Genomic DNA, 20692 nt, shown 5'->3' with positions numbered 1-20692 from the left:
TGTCAGACGTACAGGTCACTCCGGTGACCTGTACGTCTGACACGTCGGCGCGGGTCTGACAGCTTTTGTGTTCCACGGGATCGACACACGGCGCGCCGAAGGTAATGCCGGTACAAAGGCCTGGCGAATCGGCACAATCGACCCATGCCTTCCTCACGTCGCCCGGCGCGGCCCTCGGGTTCGGCGCGCGGCTCGGGTGCGCGCCCCTCGTCGACCCCGCGCACGGGCGCGTCCGGCGCCAAGGGCGGCAAGGGGACGACGCCGGCGAAGGGCCGCGCGGGAGCCAAGAAGGCTCCCGGGTCGGCAGCGAAGGGGCCGGCGGCGAAGGGGTCGGCGGCGAAGGGGGCCGCGGCCAAGAGCACGAAGGGTTCCTCGGCGAAGGACGCGAAGGGCGCGAAGGGCTCGAAGGCGGCCAAGGACGCCGCCGCGGGCCGGAGGACTGGGACGACGGCGGGGCGCACCGCCGCGAAGCCGACGGCTCCGCGCTCGACGACGGCCGCGCCGACCGCACGCAAGCCCGCCGCGCCGTCGACGTCGGCGAGCCACCGGACGGCCGCACCCCGCTCGGCCTCGAGCCGGGCCGCCGCCGGTCGGCCGGCCGCCCGCACGGCGAACGCCGCGCCCCGGGGTACGCGGCCGACGTCGGGCAGCGGGGCGAAGCGACCGGCGCAGCCGCGCCGCCGGAGCACGGCCACGGGCAGCGTCGCGCCGCCCACCCGGCCGGCGCGCGCCGACCGCAGGCGCGGCAGCTACGGGCTCGTGGTGCCCGAGGTGCTCACCGTCCGCGCCATGGTGCTGTCCGTCGTGGTGCTCCTCGCCGTGGTGCTGCTGCTGCCGACCGTGCGCGCCGTGGTGACGCAGCAGGCAGAGCTGCGCGACCTGCGTTCCGAGCTGAGCCAGCAGCAGGAGCAGAAGGCCGAGCTCGAGACGGAGCTCGCCCGCTGGGACGACCGCTCGTACGTCATCGAGCAGGCCCGGTCGCGCCTGCGGTTCGTCATGCCGGGGGACAAGGTGTGGCGCCCGCTCGACACCGACTCGGTCGAGCAGGAGGCGCCGCGGCCCGGCGTCGTGGAGCCGTCCCCGGGCGCGTCCGAGGACGACGTGCCCTGGTACACGAACGTGTGGGACTCCGTGCGGATCGCGGACGGCGAGTAGGCGGCTCGGCGCCACCCGCCGGCTGGGAGACAATGGGGCGGTGAACACCGCGACTGACACCGTGTCCGACGACGACCTCCGCGTCCTGGCCGAGCAGCTCGGCCGCGAGCCGCGCGGCGTCGTGGGGATCGCGGCGCGCTGCGTGTGCGGCCGTCCGACGGTGGCGCGCACCGCGCCCCGCCTGCCCGACGGCACCCCGTTCCCGACCGTCTTCTACCTGACGCACCCCGGTGCGGTGGCCGCCGCCTCGACGCTGGAGGCCAACGGCGTCATGAAGGAGATGACGGCCCGGCTGGAGACCGACGAGGAGCTTGCCGCGGCCTACCGCGCCGCGCACCAGCACTACCTGGCGCAGCGCGAGGCGATCGGGCACGTCGACGAGATCGACGGCATCTCCGCGGGCGGCATGCCGACGCGCGTCAAGTGCCTGCACGTCCTGTTCGCGCACGCGCTCGCCGCCGGCCCGGGCGTGAACCCGCTGGGTGACGAGGCGCTCGCCCTGGCCAGGGACACCTGGCGCCCGGACCGCTGCACCTGCTGAGCCTCGCGTCCTGAGCCCCGCGCTTCGGGAAACCGCGGGCGTGAGGTTTCTCGCGAACCGGCACGTCCGACGTCGCGCGGCCGGAGCGCCTGGGAGAATCCTCGCGTGACTTCCTCTCGCGTGGCCGCGGTCGACTGCGGCACCAACTCGATCCGCCTGCTGGTCGCGGACGTCGACGCCGCCGGAAACCTCACGGAGCTCGACCGCCGCATGGAGGTGGTGCGGCTCGGCCAGGGCGTCGACCGCACCGGTGAGCTCGCGCCCGAGGCGCTGGAGCGCACCCTCGCGGCGACCCGGCAGTACGCGACGCTCATCGAGGCCGCCGGCGCACAGCGCGTGCGGTTCGTCGCGACGTCCGCCACCCGGGACGCGCGCAACCGCGACGCCTTCTTCGACGGCGTCCGGGACGCGCTCGGCGTCGACGTCGAGGTGATCAGCGGGCACGAGGAGGCCGAGCTCTCGTTCCGCGGCGCCACCAGCGGCGTCGCCGGGGCGCACGCCGGTCCCTACCTCGTGGTCGACCTCGGCGGCGGTTCCACCGAGCTGGTCCTCGGCACGGACGCGGTGGACGCGAGTATCTCGATGGACGTCGGCTCGGTGCGGATGACGGAGCGGCACCTGCACACCGACCCGCCGTCGGCCGCCGAGATCGAGGCGGCCCGCGCGGACGTCCGGGCCCACCTGGACGACGCCGCCCGTGTGGTGCCGCTGGGGAGCACCACCACGCTGGTGGGGCTGGCGGGCTCGATCACGACCGTGACCGCACACGCCCTTGGCCTGACCGAGTACCAGCGCGAACGCGTGCACGGGGCCCGGCTGCCCGTGGAGACCGTGCTCGCCTCCTGCGCCGCGCTGCTCGCGGCGCCGCGGGCCGAGCGCACGGCGATGGGCTTCCTGCACCCGGGGCGGGTCGACGTGATCGCCGCCGGGGCGCTCGTGTGGTCCGAGGTGATCCAGCGCGTCGTGGCCGACGTGCGGGCCGCAGGCGGTTCGCTGACCCACGTGGTGACCAGCGAGCACGACATCCTGGACGGGATCGCGCTGTCGATGGGCTGACGCTCTCCCGAGATTCCTTGCCCGCGGATTTCCGTTGCTCGGGAACTCCAGTCCCAGGTGGTCCGTTGACCGGGCACGATACGCAGCGAAGCGGCGTGGTGGGCGTCACGCTCCCGCCGCTCTTTGCCATGTGAAGAAACACGCTTGTGGCGCGGTACCCTGGGAATCATGCCTCAGAACGACCTGACCTCGGTCAGCCATGCTTCCGACCCGGCGACGCCGCGCCCGCGGAAGGTGCCGCGCATCGTCGTGCTCGGCGGCGGGTCCGTCGGCCTGTACGTGGCGCGCCGTCTGCGAAAGAAGCTGAAGAAGCGCGAAGCGGCCATCGTCGTCGTCGACCCGCGCCCGTACATGACGTACGCGCCCTTCCTGCCCGAGGCGGGTGCGGGCTCCATCGACGCCCGCGACGTCGTCGCGCCGCACCGCAAGGCCCTCAAGGGCATCGACGTGCTGCAGGGCAAGGTCACGACGATCGAGCACGGCCGCAAGGCCGTGAAGATCCAGCCGGAGGAGGGCGACGAGTACGAGGTCACCTACGACCAGCTGGTCGTCGGCCTCGGCTCGGTCTCGCGCACGCTGCCCATCCCGGGCCTGGCGGAGTCCGCGATCGGCTTCAAGAACGTGGAGGAGGCCATCGCGGTCCGCAACCACGTCATCAACCGCATGGACGTCGCGTCCTCCACGTGGGACGCCGACCTGCGCAAGCGCATGCTCACGTTCACCTTCGTGGGCGGCGGGTTCGCCGGCATCGAGGCGCTCGCCGAGATCGAGGACATGGCGCGCTACGCGACGCGGCAGTACAACACGATCGAGGCGTCCGACCTGCGGTTCGTCATGATCGAGGGCGCCGGCCGCATCCTGCCCGAGGTCACGGAGCCGATGGGCGAGTACGCCCTGGCCGAGCTGAAGAAGCGCGGCATCGAGTTCCACCTCAACACGTTCCTCTCGTCCTGCGTGGACGGGCACGTCGTCACGTCGACCGGTGTCGAGTTCGACACCGAGACCATCGTGTGGACCGCGGGCGTCAAGGCGAACCCGGTCATCAAGGAGTCGTCCGACCTCCCGTTCGACAAGCTGGGCCGCGTCATCGTGCTCCCCACCCTGCAGGTGGCCACGGAGGACGGCGAGATCGTCGAGGGCGCCTGGGCCGCGGGCGACTGCGCCGCCGTGCCGGACGTGCTCAACCCCGGCAAGTTCTGCCCGCCGAACGCGCAGCACGCGATCCGCGAGGCCGTGCGCCTGGCCGACAACATCGTGGCGCTCTACAAGGAGCGGCCCGCCGTCGAGTACAACCACAAGAACGTCGGTGTGGTCGCCTCGCTGGGTCTCTACAAGGGTGTCGCCGAGCTGTTCGGCTTCGTCAAGCTGCGCGGGTTCCCGGCCTGGGTGGCCCACCGCGGCTACCACGTCATGGCGATGCCGACCGGTAACCGCAAGGCTCGCATCCTGGTCGGCTGGATCGGCCAGTTCCTGATGGGCCGCGAGCTGGTCTCGCTCGGCTCGCTGCACGACCCGCGCCAGGAGTTCCGCAACGCCTCCGTGCCGCCCAAGCCGGTGGGCGAGAAGGTCGAGCAGAAGGCGGAGTCGTCCGCCGAGCGCGCCGAGTCGGGCTCCAAGGCCTGACCCTCCCCGCCGCCGAAGTAGAACTGCAGCGAAGTAGAACTGCAGCGAAGTAGAGCCGCAGCGAGACAGAACCTGAGCATCGCGCCAGAGTTCTATCTCGCCGCGGCTCTACTTCGCTGCGGTTCTATCTCGCCAGAGTTCTACTTCGCCACAGCTCTACCTGGACGTCGGGGCTCGGTAGTCTCTGGGTGCGCCCCCATAGCCCAACTGGCAGAGGCAGCCGGCTTAAACCCGGCACAGTCCCGGTTCGAACCCGGGTGGGGGCACGGTCAGGCCGGGTCGCCCGTCTGCTCAGCCGAGGAGCTCGGCGAGGTGACGGCCCGTCAGTGACGCCTCGTGCCGCGCCAGGTCGGCCGGTGTGCCCTCGAAGACGACGCGGCCGCCGTCGTGCCCGCCGCCCGGACCCATGTCGATCACCCAGTCGGCCCGCGCGACGACCGACAGGTTGTGCTCCACGACGATCACCGACCGGCCGGAGTCGACGAGGCGGTCCAGCAGGCCGGCCAGGTTGTCGACGTCCTGCATGTGCAGGCCCGCCGTGGGCTCGTCGAGCACGAACGTCGGGGTGTCGCCGCCCATCTCGATGGCCAGCTTGAGGCGCTGGCGCTCCCCGCCGGACAGGGTGTTGAGGTGCTGGCCGAGCGAGATGTAGCCCAGCCCGACGTCGGAGAGCCGGGACAGCATGGGCTGCACCGTCTTCTCCGTGAAGAACCCCAGCGCCTCCTCGACGGACATGGCGAGCGCGTCGGCGATGTTCTTGCCGCGCAGGGTGTAGCCGAGCACCTCGTCGGTGAACCGCTTGCCCTCGCACGCCTCGCACACGCTGGCGACGCCCGCCATGAACGCGAGGTCGGTGTAGATGAGGCCCACGCCCTTGCACTCCGGGCACGCGCCCGCCGAGTTGGCGCTGAACAGCGCGGGCTTGACCCCGTTGGCGCGGGCGTACTGCTTGCGGATGGGCTCCAGGATCCCGGTGTAGGTGGCCGGGTTGGACCGCCGTGACCCGCGGATCGCGGACTGGTCGACGAACGTGACGCCGTCGCGCGGCAGGCAGCCGTGGATGAGCGAGCTCTTGCCCGACCCGGCCACGCCCGTCACCGCGACCAGCACGCCGAGCGGCACCTCGACCGTGACGTCCTGGAGGTTGTGCAGGTTCGCGTGCTCGATCCGCAGGGTCCCCGTAGACGTGCGGGGCGCTGCCTTGACCGTCACCGCCTGGTCCAGGTGCTTGCCGGTCGCGGTCCCGGACGTGCGCAGGCCCGCGACGTCGCCCTGGTAGACCACGGTGCCGCCGTGGGTGCCGGCGCCCGGGCCCATGTCGATCAGGTGGTCCGCCGCCGCCATGACCTCGGGCTTGTGCTCCACGACGAGCACCGTGTTGCCCTTGTCGCGCAGCCGCTGGAGCAGGATGTTCATCTGCCGCACGTCGTGCGGGTGCAGCCCGATGGTCGGCTCGTCGAACACGTAGGTCAGGTCCGTCAGAGCCGACCCCATGTGCCGCACCATCTTGGTGCGCTGCGCCTCGCCGCCCGACAGCGACGACGACTCGCGGTCGAGCGACAGGTACCCGAGCCCGATCTGCTCGAACGTGGCGAGCAGGTCGTTGAGCCCGTCGAGGATCGGCTGGACGTGCGGGTCGGCCAGGTCGCGCACCAGCTCGGCCAGGTCGGTGAGCTGCATCGCCGCGGCCTCGCCGATGTGCTTGCCCTTGACCAGCGACGACCTGGCGCGATCGTTGAGCCGGGTGCCGCCGCACTCGGGGCAGGAGGTGAACGTGGCCAGCCGGTCGACGGCCGCCCGCATCGCGCCCTTCATCGACTCGACGTCCTTGACCAGGAAGAGCCGGGTGATCTTCGGGACCAGCGACTCGTACGTGACGTTGATGCCGCCCGAGACGATCTTGCGCTCGTCGCCGTGCATCAGGTCGTGCCACTCGGCGTCGGTGTAGTCCTTGAGCGGCTTGTCGACGTCGAAGAAGCCGGAGTCGGCGTAGACCTTCCAGTACCAGGTGCCCACCCCGAAGTTGGGGAAGGTGATGGCCCCCTCCTTGAGGGACTTGCTGCGGTCCACCAGCGCCTCGGTGTCGATCGCGGAGACGCGGCCCAGCCCCTCGCAGTTGCCGCACATACCCTGCGGGTCGTTGAAGGAGAAGAGGTTCGACCCGCCGATGTGCGGCGTGCCGAGCCGCGACCAGATGACGCGCAGCATCGTGTAGGCGTCGGTGGCCGTGCCGACGGTCGAGCGCGCGTTCGCGCCCATCGGCTCCTGGTCCACGACGATGGCGGCCGACAGGTTCGACAGGGTGTCGACGTCAGGACGCGGGCGCGAGGGCATGAAGCCCTGGAGGAACGCCGAGTACGTCTCGTCGATCAGCCGCCGGGACTCGGCGGCGACCGTGCCGAACACCAGCGAGCTCTTGCCCGAGCCGGAGACCCCGGTGAACACCGTGAGCTTGCGTTTCGGGATGTCGACAGAGACGTCCTGCAGGTTGTTCTCGCGGGCTCCGCGCACCTCGATAGATCCGAACACCACTGTCCTCTCCTGGTCGGTGGTCCCATGGTGCCAGGAGCCACTGACACGCACCCGGCCATTTCCGACCCGGCCCGCACCGCCCTCGCCCGGGCCGCCCGTTACGCCAGCAGCAGATGCCGGAACGACCCGGGATGTCGGTGGGGTTGGGTACGGTGACGGGTACCAACGGCGGGAGTGGGCACATGGCGATGATCTCGATAGGTACAGCGAGCCCTGCCGGGCTCGGCACCACGAACGAGGGCGCCCCGGGTGCCCGGTCCGGCACCCTCGAGCACACCCGCGAACCGCTGCTGCGCGACCTCGTCGGCGGCATCCTCCGGCAGGCGCGGCGCGAGCAGCGCCGCACCCTGGCCGACGTCGCCACGGACGCCCGGGTCTCGACCGCCTACCTGTCCGAGGTGGAGCGGGGACGCAAGGAGGCCTCCTCCGAGGTGCTCGCCGCGGTGTGCGAGGCGCTCGGCCTCCGGCTGGTCGACCTCGTCGAACGTGCGTGGGCCGATCTCGCCATCGCCCTCGCCGAGCAGGAGGAGGGCCGCCGGGTCCGCGTCCTGTCGTCCGCGGCGCGCCGATCGGCCGGCTTCTCCTCCGCACGGCACCCCCTGCAGGCGGGGCCCGCCAGTACCTCAGCCGCCGGACGGCGGGGCGAGGCTGTGCTGCTGGCGGCCTGACCCCGGGCCGGGGCCGCCTCAGAGCCCGGCGCGCCGCTTCCCGCCCGGCCGGACGTCGTCGACGTGGTCCACGACCCTGTCGATCATCCCGTAGGCCAGTGCCTGCTCGGCGGTGAACCAGCGGTCGCGCTCGGAGTCCGCGGCGACGGCCTCCACCGGCTGTCCCGTGTGCTCGGCCTGCAGCCGCGTCACCACGTCGTTGACGTGCCGGATGTTCTCGGCCTGGACCACCACGTCCGTCGTCGTACCGCCCGCCCCGCCGGCGGACTGGTGCATCATGATCCGCGCGTGCGGCAGCGCGTACCGCTTGCCGGGCGCGCCCGCGGCGAGCAGGAACTGCGCCGTGCCGCCCGCGAAGCCGGCTGCGACGGTCGACACCGCGTTCGGCACCAGCTTCATCGTGTCGTGGACGGCGAGCCCGGCGCTGGTGGAGCCGCCGGGGGAGTTGAGGTAGAGGCTGATGTCGGCGGCCGCGTCCTCCGCGGCGAGCAGCAGGAGCTGCGAGGTCACACGGTTGGCGACGGCGTCGTCGATCTCGCCGCCGATCAGCACGATCCGCTGGTGCAGCAGCCGCGAGGCGAGGTGGTCGTCGAAGGCCTGGGTCAGGGTGGTCTCGGTCATGACTCCACGATCGCCGGGCGGTGGCCTTCCGGACAGCCGTCTCTGCCCGCCGCAGATCTGCTGACGGCAGAGGAGCCACGGATCAGAGCGGGTTGCCCTGTGGGTCGATCGTCGGGAAGGCGTCGAAGTGGACCTCGAACGGGATCATCCCAGGGGCGTCCTCCTGAGAGCTGAGCGGGTCGATGTGCTCGGTCGCGAAGCGGCCCCAGGCCTCGACGATCGCCCGCATCTGCTCCGGGGTGGCCCACTTGTTGGAGGAGAAGAACGTGGTGGTCCCGTCCCACTTCCTCAGGGTCTCCTCGTCCGCGCCCTGGCCGGCGCGGACGAAGGCCATCACGCGCTCGTGGCGCAGGCGCAGGAACTCGATGTTGACCGCTTCGGCGGTCTGCCGGCTGGCGGGGGAGTCCTTGCCGAGGGTCGAGATGCTGAACCCGCCGGGCGTGCGCTCCCACCAGCGCTCCCGCGCCGTGCCCCGGCCCTCGACCTCGCGCACCAGACCGTGCTTGGCGAGCTGGCGCAGGTGGTAGCTCGTCGAGCCGCTGGACTCGCCGAGGATCTCGCCGAGCTTGCTGGCCGTGAGCGGCCCGTGGCTGGGGAGCAGGTCGAGGATGCGGATGCGCAGGGGGTGCGCGAGGGCGCGGAGCGCCGCGGGTCCCAGCTCCGCCGGGGGCCCAGCGGTCGCCTGTGCGGCCGACGGCTGCGCGGCTGCCGGGTCGGCCGCCGGTGCGTCCTGGTCCGCCTCGTGTGCCGCTGAGTCCTCGCGCGCTGTTGCCATAGGCAGGACGTTACCCAGTGCCCGGCGGGTTCAGCGCAGCGCGAGCGGGTGGCGTGCCGCCGCGTTGTCGCGGACGCGCTCGGCCTGGGCGCGCTGCCGGTCGGCGCGCTCGGCCTCGCGGCGCAGGGCTTCGCTGCGCCGGGCCTCCCGCTCGCGAGCCTGCGCCACCGGCTGCCGGCCGGCGGCGGTCGCGACGGTGCGCGGCGCGAGGAAGGCGTGGACCTGGGGGACGGCGGTGGGTGCGAAGGCGCTCATCGGTGCATCTCCTGGCTCGGGGTGGGCTAGCTCGTGTGCCCAACCCTACGCATGCCAACACACCTTTGCAAGGATTTCTTTGCAACTAGTTCTTTGGAAGTGCGAGCTCACTCCTCCGGGTCGCGCCGGAAGGCGTCCAGGTCATGGTTCAGGCGTTCCAGCAGCTCGGCGAGCAGGGCTCGCTCGAAAGGCGACCAGCCGGTGAGGATCTGGTCGTACATCGCGCTGCGCCGCGTGCGTTCGCGCTCGAGCTGGGCGGTGCCGGCCGGCGTCGCCTCCACCCGGACGGCCCGCCCGTCGAGCGGGTCCCGGCTGCGCCGGGCGAACCCGGCCTTCTCCAGGCTGACCACCTGCCGGGTCACGGTCGAGGCGTCCAGGCCCTGGCGCGCGGCGAGCGCGTTGATGCCCAGCGGGCCCTCGGTGCTGAGCACCTGCAGCAGCAGGTAGCCCGACCGTTCAAGGGCGGGGGTGTGGCCCGCCCGGATGGCGCCGGTGCGCTCCGCCCGGCGCAGCAGCAGCGCGAGCTGGAGCTCCACGCGCGACAGCGGGGCCTCGTCGGGGTGCTCCCCGTCGGTGTTCTCTTCCGTCTCCCTCGACATAGGTGTAGCCTACAGGCATATACCTGTGTGGTACAGATAAATGATCCTGAGGAGGCCGCGTGGCCAGCGCGCGCAACGAACCGAACAAGACAGCCATCTACGCCACGGCGCTCACCGCGTTCTTCGCGATCGCGGGCATCGCCGTCGTCGACCCGATCCTTCCCGTGATCGGCGCCGAGATCGGTGCCACCACCTGGGAGATCGAGCTGCTGTTCACCGCGTACATCGCGGTCATGGCCATCGGCATGATCCCCGCGGTGATGGCGACCGGGAAGTTCGGGTACAAGAAGATCCTGGCGACCGGCGTCACGCTCGTCGCCATCGCGGCGGTCCTGGCGGCGCTGAGCGGCAACATCGTCCAGCTCGCGGTGCTGCGCGGCGTCTGGGGCCTGGGCAACGCGATGTTCTTCGCCACCGCCATGGTGCTGCTCGTCGCGCTCGCCAAGGACCGCGAGTGGGTGGTCGGGCTGTTCGAGACCTGCGTGGGGCTCGGCTTCGCCGTCGGGCCGCTGATCGGCGGGCTGCTGGGGCACATCAGCTGGCGGGTGCCGTTCTTCGTGTGCGGCCTGCTCATGGTCGTCGCGCTGATCGTCTCCGCCACCCGGCTCAAGGACCCGGCCGAGAAGCCCGCTCCGCTCAAGCTGGGGCAGGTCTTCGGTCTGTTCCGGAAGCCGGGCTTCCTGTCGCTCGCGATCGTGACGGCCGCCTACAACTTCGTCTTCTTCGTGGTGCTCGGCTACGTGCCCGTCTTCCTCGGGCTCGACGTCGTGCCGCTGGGCCTGGTGTTCACCGCCTGGGGCATCGGCGTGGCCGTCGGCATCCTCGGGGTGGGCCACCGGCTGGCGCACCGCATCGGGTTCGTGCAGACGCTGGGTGTCGCCGTCACGGGCGTGCTGGTGTGCGTGGCCCTGCTCGCGATCGGCGTCGGCACCGCGGGGTCCATCGCCGTGACCATCGTGGCCGGTGTGTTCATGGGTATCGCCAACGCCAACCTCACCGACCTGTCGCTCGCGCTCGGCGACCCGGACCGCCGGGTCACGACCGGGGCGTTCAACCTGGTGCGCTGGGGCTTCGCGGCCCCCGCCCCGGTGGTGGCCGGCCTGCTCGCCGAGGCCGTCGGCCCGGACTCGCCCTTCTGGGTCGCGTCGGGCGTGCTGCTCGTCGGCGTGATCGTGTTCCTCGTGACGGCGCACCTCATGGCCCGGCCGATCGGGGAGCGCGTGCTCTGGCAGCGCTGGAACCGCGCCGCCAGGACCGTCGAGGGCACGCCCGAGGAGGCCATGTCCGAGCTGTGACCCCGTGCCCTGGCCCGCGTGCGGACGGGCCAGGGCATGCCGCGCGGAACGGTTTCGGCGGTCCTGTCAATGCCTCCGTCGGCTTGCGGGGGGTCCGGCGCGCTGCCCTACTCTGTGACTTCGGTCTGATTTCACCCCGTTGGTCCCTGCTGGCGACGACGGCGGTGTCGCGCCGTACGCCCGAACCCCGCCGCACCGTGGAGTCCTCGTGTTCCGTCTCGCCCGGCTGTCCCTCGCGAACCGAGCCGTCGTAGCACTGGTGACCATCGCGATCGCGGTGTTCGGCGTGCTGAGCATGACCTCCCTGAAGCAGGAGCTCATCCCGTCGCTCCAGCTCCCCACGGGCATCGTGGCCGCGCAGTACCCGGGCTCGTCGCCCGCGGTCGTGGAGGAGCAGGTCACCGACGTGATCGAGGAGGCCATCGCCTCCGTCGACGGGGTCGCGTCGGTGCGCTCGACGGCGTCGACCGGTATCTCGCTGACCACGGTGGAGCTCGACTACGGCACCGACATGGAGGCCGCCACCCAGCGGCTCCAGACCGCCGTGGCAGGTGCGCAGCAGGCCCTCCCGGAGGGCGTCGAGCCGCAGGTCACGACCGGTTCCGTCGACGACGTGCCCGTGGTCCAGATGGCGGTGTCCGGCGACAAGAGCCCCAACGCCCTCGCGGGCACGGTCGAGGACGTCGTGGTCCCGGCGCTGGAGGAGGTCGACGGCGTCCGCTCCGTCGCGGTGACCGGGCAGAGCGAGACCGAGGTGCGCATCCTGCCCGACCAGGCCAAGCTCGCCGCGGCCGGCCTCACGGCCGAGGACCTGACCACGGTGCTGCAGGACAACGGCGTGGTCATGCCGGCCGGCGAGATCACCGCGGGCGGCCGCGCGTGGTCCGTCCAGCTCGGCAAGCCGGTCGACATGGTCGACCAGCTCAAGCAGCTCCCCGTCCTCCCGGGCGGCGGCGCCGGCAGCGGTGCGGCCGCCGGTGGTGCGGCGACGACGCCGGACGCCGCGACCGGCGAGCTGCCGGCCGAGCAGGCCGGCCCCGTGCTGCTGGGCGAGGTCGCGTCGGTGCAGCTCAAGCCGGTCGAGGCGACGTCGTACTCCCGGCTCGACGGCTCGCCCTCGCTCGGCCTGGCCATCACCAAGACGCCGGAGGCCAACACGGTCGAGGTCTCGCACGCGATCGAGGCCGCGCTGGCCGCGCCGGACGTGGCGGACACGCTGGACGAGCGCAAGATCGCGACGGCGGTCGTCTTCGACCAGGCCCCGTTCATCGAGGACTCCATCCACGGGCTGGCCACGGAGGGCGGCCTCGGGCTGCTGTTCGCGGTGCTCGTCATCCTGGTGTTCCTGATGTCGATGCGGTCGACGCTCGTGTCCGCCATCTCCATCCCGCTGTCGCTCGCGGTGACGTTCATCGCGATGGACTTCGGCGGCTACACGCTGAACATCCTGACGCTGGGCGCGCTCACCATCTCGATCGGCCGCGTGGTCGACGACGCCATCGTGGTGATCGAGAACATCAAGCGGCACATGTCCTACGGCGAGGAGAAGGCGCCGGCGATCCTCGCCGCGGTCCGCGAGGTCGGCGGCGCCATCGCCGCCTCGACGATCTGCACCGTCGCGGTGTTCCTGCCGATCGCGCTGGTGGGCGGCATGGTGGGCGAGCTGTTCCGGCCGTTCGCCCTGACGGTCTCGATCGCCATGCTGGCCTCGCTCGTCGTGGCCCTGACGATCGTGCCGGTGCTCGCGTACTGGTTCATCCGGCCCCCGCGCCAGGCCCGCCGCGGCGGGCCCGTCGACCGCGAGGCGGCCGAGGACAAGGAGAGCCGCGGCGTCTGGCAGCGCATCTACGTGCCCACCCTGAACGGGGCGCTCCGCCTGCCCGCCGTCACCATCGCCGTGGCCGTGGCGATCCTCGGTGGCGCGGCGACGCTCGTCCCGAGCATGGAGACCAGCTTTCTCGGGGACAGCGGCCAGGACACCGTGACCGTGACGCAGCACTACGCGCCCGGGACCTCGCTCAAGGGGCAGGACGAGGCGGCCCAGCAGGTCGAGGCCGCGCTCGCCGACGTCGACGCCGTGGACAGCGTGCAGGCCACGGTCGGCAGCGGCGGCGACATGTCGATGGCGGCCTTCGGCGGGGCGAGCGCCGGCCTCAAGGCGTCGTTCGCGATCACGCTCGACGAGGACGCCGACGGCGAGCGGGCGGCCGCCGACATCCGCGACGCGGTCGCGGACCTGACCGAAGCACCCGCGACGGAGGTCTCGGTGTCCGCCGGCGACTCCGTGGGCACCTCGTCGATCGACCTCGTGGTCCGTGCGCGGGACGACGAGACGCTGGCCGAGGCGACGAACCAGCTCCAGGAGGCGATGAGCGGCCTGGCCGCTTCCGCGGAGGTCACCAACGACCTGGCCGCCGCCCAGGAGATCGTCGAGGTGGCCGTCGACCGCAAGGCCGCGGCGCAGTACGGGCTCACCGAGACACAGGTCTCCGGGATCGCTTCGGCCGCGATGACCGGCGCGCAGGACGTGGGCGAGCTCCAGACGGCGGACGGGCCGGTCGGCGTCGCGCTCTGGGCCGGGCCCGTGCCGGAGACGATGACCCAGATCGGCGAGATCCCCGTGCCGACGGCGTCCGGCCCCGTGCGGCTGATCGATGTCGCGAAGGTGGAGCTCGCCAGCTCGCCGACGTCGATCAGCCGGATCGACGGCGAGCGGTCGGCCACGGTCTCGGTGACGCCCGCCGGCGCCGACCTCGGCGCGGCCACGGAGGCGGTGAACGCCGAGATCGAGGCCGTCGACCTGCCGGCCGGTGCCACCGTCGAGGTGGGCGGCGCGGCCGCCGACCAGGCCGACGCCTTCAGCGACCTGGGCATGGCGCTGGTGGCGGCGATCGCCCTGGTGTTCGTGGTCATGGTGGCGACGTTCCGGAGCCTGGCGCAGCCGTTCATCCTGCTCGTGTCGGTCCCGTTCGCTGCGGTCGGCGCCCTGGTCGCGCTCGTCGCGACGGACACCCCGCTCGGCGTCCCGGCCCTGATCGGCACGCTCCTGCTGGTCGGCATCGTGGTGTCCAACGCGATCGTGCTCATCGACCTCATCAACCAGTACCGCGCGCGGGGCATGGCGCTCGACGAGGCGGTGCGCGAGGGCGCCCGCAAGCGGCTGCGGCCCATCGTCATGACGGCGCTGGCCACGGTCTTCGCGCTCACCCCGATGGGCATCGGCCTGACCGGCGGCGGCGCGTTCATCTCGCAGCCGCTCGCGCTGGTCGTGATCGGCGGCCTGGTGTCCTCCACGCTGCTGACGCTGTACGTGGTGCCCGTGATCTACACGCTCTTCGAGCGCCGGGCGGAGCGGCGCCGCGCGGCGGACGAGGCGGCGGGACGCGTCCGGCGGCCCCTGACGGGCGCGCTGGTCAGCGTGGCCACCGGGGCCCTCCGGGCCGTCGCACGCCCGAGGGCGGTGCCGGCCGGCGCCGCGTCGGGCGGTGCCCCGGACCAGGGCTGGCCGCCGGTCGCGGCTCAGCGCGAGGCGCCGGGGCAGCAGGGGATGTCCCGGGAGCAGCCGGAGCAGCCGCTCGTGCGGCACCAGCGGGTGCCGCAGGAGCCGTCCGCCCCGCAGTTCGCGCCCCAGCACCGTGCGCCGCAGGAGCAGTACGTTCCCCGGGAGCCGATGCCGCAGCCCGCACCGCCGTACACGCCGCAGCAGGCCGCTCCGCAGCAGGCCCCGCAGCGACCGGCGCCCCAGGCCGCGCAGCCGGCGATGTCCTACCAGCCGACCTCGCAGCAGCCGGCCGCTCAGCAGCCTCGTGCGCAGCAGCCGGCACAGTTCGCGCCGCAGTTCGCACCGCAGCACCGTGCGCAGCATCAGGCTGCCCCGCAGCAGAACCTGGCCGACCGGCAGCCCGCGTACGCCCCGCAGCAGAACCACCAGCAGCCCGGCCACCAGCAGCCCGGCCACCAGCAGCCCGGTCACCAGCAGCCCGGCCAGCAGCAGGCCTACGTGCCGCGGCAGCAGCCGGCGGCGCAGGCCGCGCTGCCCCCACGGCGTCGGGAGCCCGAACCGGAGCCGGAGCGGCAGCAGCCGCTCCCCATCTGGCCCCACCCGCTCGACTGAGGGGCCAGCCAGGGGAAAGAACAACTCCCCGGGCCGTGTTGCTCTGCGTAGACACTGTCTACTCTCAGCAACACGGCCCGGGGAGTACCTGTTTCCCGGAGCGCCCGGGGAAGCCTGGCCGGTTCCCGCTACGCGTCCTGCAGCTTCAGGCGCGTCGCCGCGCCCACCAGCACCAGCGCCGTGTAGCCGGCGAGCACGCCGATGCCCACCCACGGGTCGAGCACGTCGGGGAACGCACCCGCGTTCGGCGTGATCTGCGCACCCGCGACGCTCGGCAGCAGCTTGTTCACCACGCCGACCCACTCCAGCTGGGCCGCGGCGAACGTCGCGACCTGGAAGATCGTGGGGATCACCAGGAAGATCGCGACCACGGTGAAGATCGCACCCGCCGTGTGCCGCAGCAGCGCGCCGAGCCCCAGGGCGAACAGGGCCACGAGCGTCACGTAGAGCACGGTGCCGCCCAGCGCGCGCACCTGGTCGCTGTCGCCGAAGTCCACGGTGGCGTCGTTGGGGTTCAGCAGCGGGTAGGTGACCAGCCAGCTCAGCGCCAGCGAGACGGTGGTGAGCACCGCCGTCACGAGGATGAGCACGACGGCCTTGCCGAACAGGGCCGGGAGGCGGGCGGGCACCGCCGCGAACGTGGACCGGATCATGCCGGTGGAGTACTCACCGGTGATCATCAGGGCGCCGAGCACCGCGACCACGAGGGCCGCCATCTCGAAGCCCGCGGCCACGACCGCGGGCCCGCCGAGCATGCCGCTCATCGCGGCCTGGTCCTCGGGCGACGCGCCCTCCATCTCGTTGCCGAAGAGCTGCACGACGAACGCCAGCAGCAGCGCGAAGCCGACCATCACCACGACGGTCGCCCCGAGCGTCCACCACGTCGAGCGCAGCGTCCACAGCTTGATCCACTCCGAGTGCAGCACGCGCCAGAAGGTCACGTTGTGCACCGGGGTGCGCTCCGTCGTCGGGCCCGACGCCGCTCCGCTCGCCGGAGCGGTGACCGTCGCGCTCATGCCTTGCTCCCCTCGAGGTGGGACGACGCCGCGGCAACCGTGGCGAGGTCCTCGGACTGGTACTCCACCGAGTCGGCGGTGAGCGACATGTACGCCTCCTCGAGCGTGGACGCGACGGGCGTGAGCTCGTGCAGCACGATCCGCGAGGCGGCGGCGAGCTCGCCGACGGCGACCGCGTCGGTGCCGCGGACCTCGATCAGGCCCGGCTCGACGTCGTCCACCTCGGCGTTCTTGGCCTTCAGGAGGTCGGCGAGCTCGGTGGCCTGCGGCGACCGGACGCGCACCGTCTTGCGGGCGGCGCCGTCCACGAACTCCGCGACCGGGGAGTCGGCGAGGATCCGGCCCCGGCCGATCACGATCACGTGGTCGGCCGTGAGGGCGACCTCGCTCATGAGGTGGCTGGACAGGAAGACCGTGCGGCCCTCCGACGCCAGGTACTTCGCGATGTTGCGCACCCAGAGCACGCCCTCGGGGTCGAGCCCGTTGACGGGCTCGTCCAGGATCAGGGTGCGGGGGTCGCCGAGCAGGGCCGCCGCGATACCGAGGCGCTGGCCCATGCCGAGCGAGAAGCCGCCCACGCGCTTGCTCGCGACCGACTGCAGGCCGGTGAGCTCGATGACCTCGTCGACCCGCTTGGTGGCGATGCCGTGCGTCGCGGCCATGGCGAGCAGGTGGTTGCGCGCGGTACGGCCGGTGTGCACGGCCTTCGCGTCGAGCAGGGCGCCGACCTCGGCCAGCGGACGGCGGTGGGCCGTGTAGGGCTTGCCGTTCACGGTGACCGAACCCGCCGTGGGCCGGTCCAGGCCCACGATCATGCGCATGGTGGTCGACTTGCCGGCGCCGTTCGGGCCGAGGAAGCCCGTCACCTGGCCCGGCTGGACGGTGAACGTGACGTCGTTCACGGCGGTCTTGGCGCCGTACCTCTTCATCAGGCCTCTGGCCTCGATCATCACTTGCCCTTCCAGGAGACTCGTAGCTACGAGAGTAGGTAGCGGACATGGCCGGCGCACCAAATACCGGCCCGGATCATCCCGTGGGCGGACCCACTTCATTCGTTGGTATGACCTGGGAACTCCTGAGGTCTCATCTGCGTTCCCTAGGATGGTCAGACAGACCAGGAGGAGCAGATGAGCAACCCCGTCTTTTCAAGAAGTGACGTCTTCGGTGAGCCCCGTCGCACCGGCGCAGCCGGTGGACGCCGCGGCGGCACCGCCACCTACCCCAACCAGACTCCCGCATACGGCACCGCGCCGCAGCCTGGCCAGTACGGCCAGTACGGCGCCGCGGGACAGCAGGCGATGGACGCGCAGCAGCTCGACGCGATGTACCAGTCGCCGTCGGCCACCACGGCTGACACCAAGCGCCTGACCTACGACGACGTGATCATCAAGACCGGTGGGCTGCTCGCCCTCCTGGTCGTGGTGGGTGCGGCGACGTGGACGCTGGCGCCGGGCCTGTGGGTCGTCGGCATGATCGTGGGCCTCGTGCTGGGCCTGGTCAACGCCTTCAAGCGCAACCCGAGCCCCGTGCTGATCGTTCTGTACACGATCGCGCAGGGTGTGTTCCTCGGTGGCATCTCGGCGTTCTACGAGGCCCAGTTCAGCGGGATCGTGCTGCAGGCGGTGCTCGCGACCGTCGCGACCTTCGCCGGTGCGCTCTTCCTGTTCAAGTCGGGCAAGGTGCGCGTCACCCCCAAGTTCACGCGCTGGCTGATCATCGCGATGGTCGGCTACGCCGCCTTCTCGCTGATCAACGTGATCCTCGTGTGGACCGGCGTGCTCAGCGGGTGGGGCATGCGGGGCGGCGTGTGGGGCATCATCATCGGCCTGGTGGCCGTCGGTCTTGCTGCCGCGTCGCTGATCGTCGACTTCGACTCCATCAAGCGTGGTGTCGAGGCGGGTGCCCCGGCCAAGATGGCGTGGGCCGCGGCCTTCGGCCTGCTGGTGACGCTGATCTGGCTGTACCTGGAGTTCCTGCGGCTGCTCGCGATCTTCCAGAGCAGCGACTGACCTCGTACCCCCGCTGACGCGGGCGGTGCAGGTATGACAGAGGCGTGAGTCCCGGACGGGGCTCACGCCTCTGTCGTCTCTGCGGCAGGCCCGGGCCGGGCCGCCGGCCTCAGCGGGCCACCGCGTTGTCCACAGTCTTTTCCACAGCAGGGGACGAGTTGTGGACACGCCCGCGGCCAACGGTGACGGCGATCAGCACGCACCCCGCCGCGACGAGGAAGCCGTGGGTGATCCGCAGCTCCGGCGGGCCGAAGAACTGGGGGAGCACCAGCACGAGGCCCAGCGCGAACGGCAGCCCGATCCACCGCGGCCCCGCGCCGGCGCGCCACAGGGCGACGGCGGCGAGCACCCCGGACACCGCGAGCAGCAGCAGCCCGGCGCCGAACAGGGTGATGGCCCACGGCTGCATGCGCAGCACCTCCACGTCGGCGAGCAGGCCGAGGTCGCCGTCCCGCAGCGCGGCCTCCGCGATGGTGCGGATGCCGAAGATCTCGGCGCCGAAGTACAGCGCGGCGAAACCTGCGCCGGTCCAGGCGGGGACCAGGGCCCAGGTAGCGCTCCGGACGCCCGCACGGCCGGCCCCCGCACCGCCGGCGCCCGCGAGCAGCGTCCGCAGACCGAGCAGTGCCGGGGCGACCAGCGCCAGGCCGAGGATGCCGCACAGGTGCGCCACGACCCAGCGGTCGGAGGCGAAGGCGACCGCGAGGTCGGTGCTCGCCACGGTCTCGTCCGGCCAGGGCCGCAGCAGCGGGAACAGGAGGAACGCGAGCCCGGCCGCGACGAACGCGACGGCGGTCCAGCGGGCGGTGGAACGAGGGGCGGCAGTGCTCGGTGCGGTGGTCATCGAAGGCTCCCAGCGGTGTCGTGGTCCAGTGGTGCGGAAGGCATGGCGAGCGTGGCGACGCCCGCGACGAGCATGTCGAGCAGCACGCCGAAGCTCTGGTCCACGTCCTCCCGCATGCGGAAGCCGCCGCCGAGCTCGAGCGTCACGAAGCCGTGCACGCCGGCCCGCACGGCGCGGATGGCGTCGATCAGCCGGTCGTCGGGCAGGCCGAAGCCCTGCAGCACCGCGCCGACCACGCGCACGCTCTCGGCGGCTGCCGCGCGGGGCTCGGCGTCGGCCGGGTCGTCGGGGTCGGGGCCGATCTGGGTCGCGGCGTACCGGCCCGGGTGCGCGTGGGCGTAGCTGCGCCACGCGCTCCCGAGGGCGTGCAGGGCGTCCGGCCCGGCCCGCCCCACCGTGGCCGACGTCGCCGCGGCGGTGACCTCGCGGACCGCGATCAGGGCGACCTCGCGGCGGAGGTCGGCCAGCGAGCCCACGTGCTTGTAGAGGCTCGGCGCGGCGACACCGGCCTTCGCGGCGACCTTGGCCAGGGTCAGGTCCGCGTACCCGCGTGCGCCGCCGTCGTCGACGACCTCCAGCGCCAGGCGCACCACGGCGTCGTGCGACAGCCCCGCCCTAGGCATTCCGGCCACCGTCCCGGGCCGGCGTGCCCATGCCCCCGGCGGCACCCGGGCCGCCCGCGGAACCCGGCAGCCCGGCGAGGAAGTCGAGCACGGCGGGCACGACGACGTCGGGCGCCTGCTGCGCCGGGTAGTGCCCCACCTCGTCGACCAGGACGCCACGCGCCCCGATCGTCTCCGTGATCCAGGCGAGCTCCTTCGCGGGGTCGGTGAAGTCGGGGTCGAGCGCGCCGACCACGGCCAGCGACGGGGCCACGACCTCGGAGAGCCGGGCCTCGACGACCGAGTGGTCGAGCACCAGGGAGAGGTCGCGGAACGACCGCAGGTGCGCCGGGTCGCGCAGGCTCTGCCGGACCTCCGCGACCTGCTCGGCGTGCCGCGCGGAACGGCGGCCCTTGCTGATCGACGAGTAGTAGGAGGCCCAGAACGCGGCGCCCCAGGGCCGGGCGAGGAGCACGCGGAGGGCGAGCCGCATGGCCCGCTGCGTGGCCGGGGAGCCTGGCTGGCGCAGGAGCGGGCTGAGCAGCACGAGCCCGCGCACGAGCTCCGGGCGCTCGGCGGCGGCCCAGGCAGCGGCGGACGACGCCATCGAGTTGCCGAGCAGCACCGCCGGCCCGGCACCGAGGTGCTCGACGAGCGCGATGAAGTCCGTGCCGGTGGCGTCGTCGCCGTGCGTGCGGAACGTGGTGTCGGAGTCGCCGTGGCCGCGCAGGTCCGCGACGACCACGCGGTAGCCGGCGTCGACGAGCGCGGGGGCGAGGTCGTCGTAGGTGGACCGCAGGTCGCCCATGCCCGGCATGGCGACGACGAGCGGTCCGGACCCGGCGTCCGTGTAGGCGATGTTGCCCTCCGGCCGCGGCAGGTAGGCGAGCTGGTTGCTCTGGCTGGTTGTCATAGCCATAAAGCTACGCCCATTAGCCAAAGCGCGCAAGGGTTCCCGGAAAACAGACGAGTGCGGGGTCCTCGCCC

Annotated in this window: 18 protein-coding genes and 1 tRNA gene; 9 read left to right on the top strand and 10 right to left on the bottom strand. The window is 72.3% G+C overall.

Annotated features, from left to right (window positions below):
• Positions 1-144: 144 nt before the first annotated feature.
• The 5 genes from ACFU5G_RS20100 to ACFU5G_RS20080 all read left to right on the top strand — a co-directional run bounded on the left by ACFU5G_RS20100 (position 145) and on the right by ACFU5G_RS20080 (position 4641).
• Positions 145-1155, top strand: a complete 1011-nt coding sequence (locus ACFU5G_RS20100; protein ID WP_377248722.1) for a septum formation initiator family protein — start codon at positions 145-147, stop codon at positions 1153-1155.
• A gap of 40 nt (positions 1156-1195) precedes the next feature.
• Complete coding sequence (locus ACFU5G_RS20095) at positions 1196-1696, top strand: DUF501 domain-containing protein (RefSeq protein WP_377248719.1); 501 nt, start codon at positions 1196-1198, stop codon at positions 1694-1696.
• 105 nt (positions 1697-1801) lie between these two features.
• A complete protein-coding gene (locus ACFU5G_RS20090; protein WP_377248716.1) occupies positions 1802-2752 on the top strand; it encodes an exopolyphosphatase in 951 nt (316 codons plus the stop codon).
• Between the two features lie 168 nt (positions 2753-2920).
• Positions 2921-4375: an NAD(P)/FAD-dependent oxidoreductase gene (locus ACFU5G_RS20085; protein ID WP_377248713.1), complete on the top strand. Its 1455-nt coding sequence runs from the start codon at positions 2921-2923 to the stop codon at positions 4373-4375.
• Between the two features lie 192 nt (positions 4376-4567).
• Positions 4568-4641: transfer RNA gene (locus ACFU5G_RS20080), tRNA-Leu, on the top strand.
• 25 nt (positions 4642-4666) lie between these two features.
• Here the strand turns inward: ACFU5G_RS20080 and ACFU5G_RS20075 are convergent.
• Positions 4667-6907 carry an ATP-binding cassette domain-containing protein gene (locus ACFU5G_RS20075; protein WP_377248710.1) on the bottom strand — a complete coding sequence of 747 codons (2241 nt, stop codon included), beginning with the start codon at positions 6905-6907 and terminating at the stop codon, positions 4667-4669.
• A gap of 182 nt (positions 6908-7089) precedes the next feature.
• On the opposite strand from ACFU5G_RS20075, the gene ACFU5G_RS20070 reads away from it, so the two are divergent.
• The gene (locus ACFU5G_RS20070) at positions 7090-7575 is read left to right on the top strand and encodes a helix-turn-helix domain-containing protein (protein ID WP_377248707.1); all 486 of its coding nucleotides are present in this window, start codon (positions 7090-7092) and stop codon (positions 7573-7575) included.
• An 18-nt stretch (positions 7576-7593) separates the two neighbouring features.
• Here the strand turns inward: ACFU5G_RS20070 and ACFU5G_RS20065 are convergent, their stop codons facing one another.
• The 4 genes from ACFU5G_RS20065 to ACFU5G_RS20050 form a co-directional block, all read right to left on the bottom strand.
• Positions 7594-8196, bottom strand: a complete 603-nt coding sequence (locus ACFU5G_RS20065) for a ClpP family protease (protein ID WP_377248704.1) — start codon at positions 8194-8196, stop codon at positions 7594-7596.
• Between the two features lie 82 nt (positions 8197-8278).
• A complete protein-coding gene (locus tag ACFU5G_RS20060; RefSeq protein WP_377248701.1) occupies positions 8279-8971 on the bottom strand; it encodes an ArsR/SmtB family transcription factor in 693 nt (230 codons plus the stop codon).
• A gap of 30 nt (positions 8972-9001) precedes the next feature.
• On the bottom strand, positions 9002-9226 hold the full coding sequence (locus ACFU5G_RS20055; protein ID WP_377248698.1) for a hypothetical protein: 225 nt from the start codon (positions 9224-9226) through the stop codon (positions 9002-9004).
• A 107-nt stretch (positions 9227-9333) separates the two neighbouring features.
• Positions 9334-9825, bottom strand: coding sequence for a MarR family winged helix-turn-helix transcriptional regulator (locus tag ACFU5G_RS20050; protein WP_377248695.1), 492 nt, complete (start codon positions 9823-9825; stop codon positions 9334-9336).
• Between the two features lie 59 nt (positions 9826-9884).
• On the opposite strand from ACFU5G_RS20050, the gene ACFU5G_RS20045 reads away from it, so the two are divergent.
• Together ACFU5G_RS20045 and ACFU5G_RS20040 are read left to right on the top strand one after the other, a co-directional pair.
• Complete coding sequence (locus ACFU5G_RS20045) at positions 9885-11120, top strand: MFS transporter (RefSeq protein ID WP_377248692.1); 1236 nt, start codon at positions 9885-9887, stop codon at positions 11118-11120.
• Positions 11121-11328: 208 nt separating this feature from the next.
• Positions 11329-15234 (top strand): efflux RND transporter permease subunit, encoded by a 3906-nt coding sequence (locus ACFU5G_RS20040; RefSeq protein ID WP_377248689.1) that lies wholly within the window; start codon positions 11329-11331, stop codon positions 15232-15234.
• A 128-nt stretch (positions 15235-15362) separates the two neighbouring features.
• On the opposite strand, the gene ACFU5G_RS20035 is transcribed toward ACFU5G_RS20040, so the two are convergent.
• Together ACFU5G_RS20035 and ACFU5G_RS20030 are read right to left on the bottom strand one after the other, a co-directional pair.
• Positions 15363-16250, bottom strand: coding sequence for an ABC transporter permease subunit (locus ACFU5G_RS20035; RefSeq protein ID WP_377248686.1), 888 nt, complete (start codon positions 16248-16250; stop codon positions 15363-15365).
• Positions 16247-17200, bottom strand: coding sequence for an ABC transporter ATP-binding protein (locus ACFU5G_RS20030; protein WP_377248683.1), 954 nt, complete (start codon positions 17198-17200; stop codon positions 16247-16249). Before ACFU5G_RS20030 ends, ACFU5G_RS20035 begins: the two co-directional genes overlap by 4 nt.
• Positions 17201-17377: 177 nt before the next feature.
• Between ACFU5G_RS20030 and ACFU5G_RS20025 the strand changes: the two genes are divergently transcribed.
• Positions 17378-18259, top strand: coding sequence for a Bax inhibitor-1/YccA family protein (locus ACFU5G_RS20025; RefSeq protein ID WP_026365982.1), 882 nt, complete (start codon positions 17378-17380; stop codon positions 18257-18259).
• Positions 18260-18368: 109 nt separating this feature from the next.
• On the opposite strand, the gene ACFU5G_RS20020 is transcribed toward ACFU5G_RS20025, so the two are convergent.
• From ACFU5G_RS20020 to ACFU5G_RS20010, 3 genes are read right to left on the bottom strand one after another with little or no spacing between them, the layout of a single operon-like run.
• Entirely contained in the window at positions 18369-19103 is a 735-nt protein-coding gene (locus ACFU5G_RS20020) for a hypothetical protein (protein ID WP_377248680.1), read from the bottom strand.
• Entirely contained in the window at positions 19100-19726 is a 627-nt protein-coding gene (locus tag ACFU5G_RS20015) for a TetR/AcrR family transcriptional regulator (RefSeq protein ID WP_377248677.1), read from the bottom strand. The genes ACFU5G_RS20020 and ACFU5G_RS20015 overlap by 4 nt, the downstream gene beginning before the upstream one ends.
• The gene (locus ACFU5G_RS20010) at positions 19719-20618 is read right to left on the bottom strand and encodes an alpha/beta fold hydrolase (RefSeq protein ID WP_377248674.1); all 900 of its coding nucleotides are present in this window, start codon (positions 20616-20618) and stop codon (positions 19719-19721) included. Before ACFU5G_RS20010 ends, ACFU5G_RS20015 begins: the two co-directional genes overlap by 8 nt.
• Positions 20619-20692: the final 74 nt, after the last annotated feature.

This window comes from Promicromonospora sp. NPDC057488 (genome assembly GCF_042802395.1).
GTDB lineage: Bacteria > Actinomycetota > Actinomycetes > Actinomycetales > Cellulomonadaceae > Promicromonospora.
This window is presented reverse-complemented; position numbering and strand designations above follow the sequence as displayed.